Raw genomic sequence first — 2,968 nt, forward strand, 5'->3', positions numbered from 1 at the left:
TTCGGGTTCGGGTTCGGGTTCGGGTTCGGGTGGGCGTGTTTCCGCGGGGTTACGTCGCGTCGTCTCTCGCCGACTGGCCGGGCATTGGCTTCGCCTCGCCCGGCGCTGGTGAATTCGCCTCCAGCGGTGGAAACGGCGATCCCGCCCCCAGCAGTGGTGGAACCACAAATAAGATTCGGGTCCATTCTGTCACGGCGTGGCGACATCCCGGCTTGGTCTGCGTGCTCCACAGCGAGTTGGCGCAGGAGGCAGTGACGCAGGACTTGGTGCCGTGGAGCCTACCTGAGCTTCAGACTCTCGTAGGGTCCGTACAGAGCACGACCCGCGCCAGCTCGCGTTCTGCCGCGAGCAGTCCACATTTTTAGGAGATGCGGTGCCTCCTTGGCCACTGTCCCCAACACTGCGGCTCCAGCTCCAACTACTGCGGTTGCGAAGGAATCGATACCCAACAGCTGGTTTGCCGCGGCTCCAGCAGTGAGCGCCCCAAGGGATGTGACGGCCGCAAGAGAGATGCTTTTACCCTTCACCTCATCGTTGAAGTCCCTGCATGCCTTTAGGTACCCCTCGACTTCAACCTTCACTCGCCGATCGAACTCATCATCGCTTCGACACTCGTTTGACAGCGATCTAACCACACGGAAAAAGAGTTCCCGTCTCTCGCCAGCGTCGCCCCAGCTACGAGTTCGGCAGGCGAGTACCTGCCTGTACGTCATTTGCCCCAGCACCGCATCAGGGACAAAGAGTTGAGCAAGCACGTTCTCTGCGCGCTGAGCCATCCGTACAGACCTTTGCTCATCATCGCCGAGCACAGACTCCAGAGAGCCTTCGGCGAGCCGCTCTACCGCTCCAAGGGTCGCCGCCACCCCACGATCGGCGGAGAATAGATGGATCGATGCCTTCGTTGCGATGTCTAGGCACTTCACCAAGCTCCCTATCCTTGATGCTGTTAGGCGAGTCACCAGGCCGCCGACATCACCTTCGCCCAGTGCGAATAGTTTGTTCCACCCGTGCTCGTGGCCGCTCGGCGCCACTTCGACAGGATTCGACTTGGTTAGCGCCTGGAGGCGGGGGAGCCCTTGCATCATCGAGCGCATGAGGGGCTCAGATGATGTGAACACTCTTGTGAAGTGCAGGATGGGCATGGGCGGGCCCCGATCTTCCGGGTACGGTGCCCCGCCAATGTGAAGACCCTGGGGATCGGGAGCAGGCGGCTTCAGTACCAAGAGTCCTTGCGCTTGAGCCTCCCTGGAGTCGTCGAGCAAGCGCTCAAACGCGTCGTCGTACCCAGCGTTCTTTCCAAGCGGAAGTACGGGGCCCTGGTTCAGGTACACAGGGATGGGAATCTCCGGAAACATCGCCTGCATGTAGAAAGCCGGCGGAAAGATGTCCCGGTCGTCAGGAGGGATTAGGAAAACTTGGTCAAACAGCAGGAGCGCTCGCTTCACCTCGATGTCGGTGGGAGGGCGTTCCGTTGGCACGAGTAGGGCAGAGAGTTCCATTCTAGAATGCTGTGGCCTCCACCTCGCCCCTGCTCCATTGAGAATACGACCCTACGGCAGTACGCAGTGCGTCGATCTGTCCACCTTGCCGTTTCCCACTTAACTTCCGCGAGGATGATGCGCAAGACTTCCAACGTGCGCAGTCGAGCTTGACACTTAGTCCATCGCGGCCCTGAAGAAGAGCCACCCGCGGTTTTTGCCGCTAGGTGGCTCTCGTCGTTCTAAGCGGCCGTTGGCCGCACCGTGTCGTCCTGAGCAATCACCGTCACTTGAAGAGCGAAACCAGGTCGACGGTGCCACCGATGGCGATGGTGGTCGCGAGCGCCGCCTTGCTCCGTGACTCGTAGGACTGGGGCGATTCTAGGCCATCCGGGGTCTGGGTGCGAGCTGCTTGAACGTGTCCACCGTCACGCCAACGAGAACGTTGTCATCGGCGTTCGGGAAAATGGCCAAGCCAACGCTCCCCAGCGGAGAGAATCACCTGTCGGCGCGACGGACGACGCCGTCGGGCTCCATCAACTCGGAGGAGGTGTCGTACGCGCGTACCGACCCACATGGTTCCAGCCGCAGGGGAAAGAGTTGCCGGGAGGAAACTGGGCGTAGAGGAGTCTCTCGACTGCCTCCCGTCGCAACTTCTGCCGCTCCGTCGCGTTGAGGGACGAGGAGGAGATCGTGACGTTCCTTGGCCAAGTGAGATCCTGGGAGCAGTCCGCTGCGAGCTCTGCTGGTGATGTTGCCGTCTGCGCCGCGCTCGACGCCGCACTGGTGGCTTCGGGGGCTGCCGCGCTTGGATTGAAAGCATCGACTGTGCGCCGAATCCTCAAGGATGCGTTCGGCTCTGGAAACTAGGTCGCATGCAGGAAGCCACCAGGGAAACCTGGCGGCTTCAGCGTTGTGCGCAGGCCGTCACCAGCCACCGGTCACCCCAACGCCAGTGTGCCGCGGTGCCGTCCGACCGCACGTAGACCTCGAGGCACGGCAGCCCCGCCCAGACTCGACCGAGTAGCTGGTGGCTTGCCATGCATGGGCGGGTTTCTGCCGCGTGGGGCGAAGGTTGCTTTAGTACGCGCCGCGCACGTGATCGCGGATCGCTCGAAGAATGACGGAGCCGTTCTCCTCAAGCGTGTAGAGCAGCCATAGATCCGTGCCATCGATTGCACGTTGCCACGCCTGGTATACCGGCGGAACGAAGTCGTCGACATCAGCATCCGCAGGCAGCTTGTTTGAGGTGCGCAGCTTGTTGATTGCGCGCTTCAGGTGCTGCTGCACGCCGGGGTTGAGCTTGTTCCGCTGCTCAAGAAACTTCGCGGTCTGCCCCAAGCCGCGAAGTTGAACCACATTGCTCACGGAGCATCCAGCCAACTTATCAGTTCGGCGGGGTCCGCCATGGTGTTGTCAGCGAGGTCCGCTTGCTCTTCGGGTGTCAATCGCTTGAACGCTTCCTGGCCTCGCTTGAGGATCTCTTCGGT

2 protein-coding genes are annotated in these 2,968 nt (G+C 61.4%); both read right to left on the minus strand.

The genetic code is table 11. The features are described from left to right. Nucleotides 1-278: 278 nt before the first annotated feature. Nucleotides 279-1,499: a hypothetical protein gene (locus H6718_37055; GenBank protein ID MCB9591073.1), complete on the minus strand. Its 1,221-nt coding sequence runs from the start codon at nucleotides 1,497-1,499 to the stop codon at nucleotides 279-281. A gap of 1,059 nt (nucleotides 1,500-2,558) precedes the next feature. After that, entirely contained in the window at nucleotides 2,559-2,837 is a 279-nt protein-coding gene (locus H6718_37060) for a hypothetical protein (protein MCB9591074.1), read from the minus strand. Nucleotides 2,838-2,968 lie beyond the last annotated feature (131 nt).

The sequence above is a fragment of the Polyangiaceae bacterium genome (genome assembly GCA_020633205.1).
GTDB lineage: Bacteria > Myxococcota_A > Polyangia > Polyangiales > Polyangiaceae > JAHBVY01.

Coding starts and splice junctions, on each gene's coding strand:
- H6718_37055 (MCB9591073.1), bottom strand. CDS start 1,499: ATGGAACTCTCTGCCCTACTCGTGCCAACGGAACGCCCTCCCACCGAC.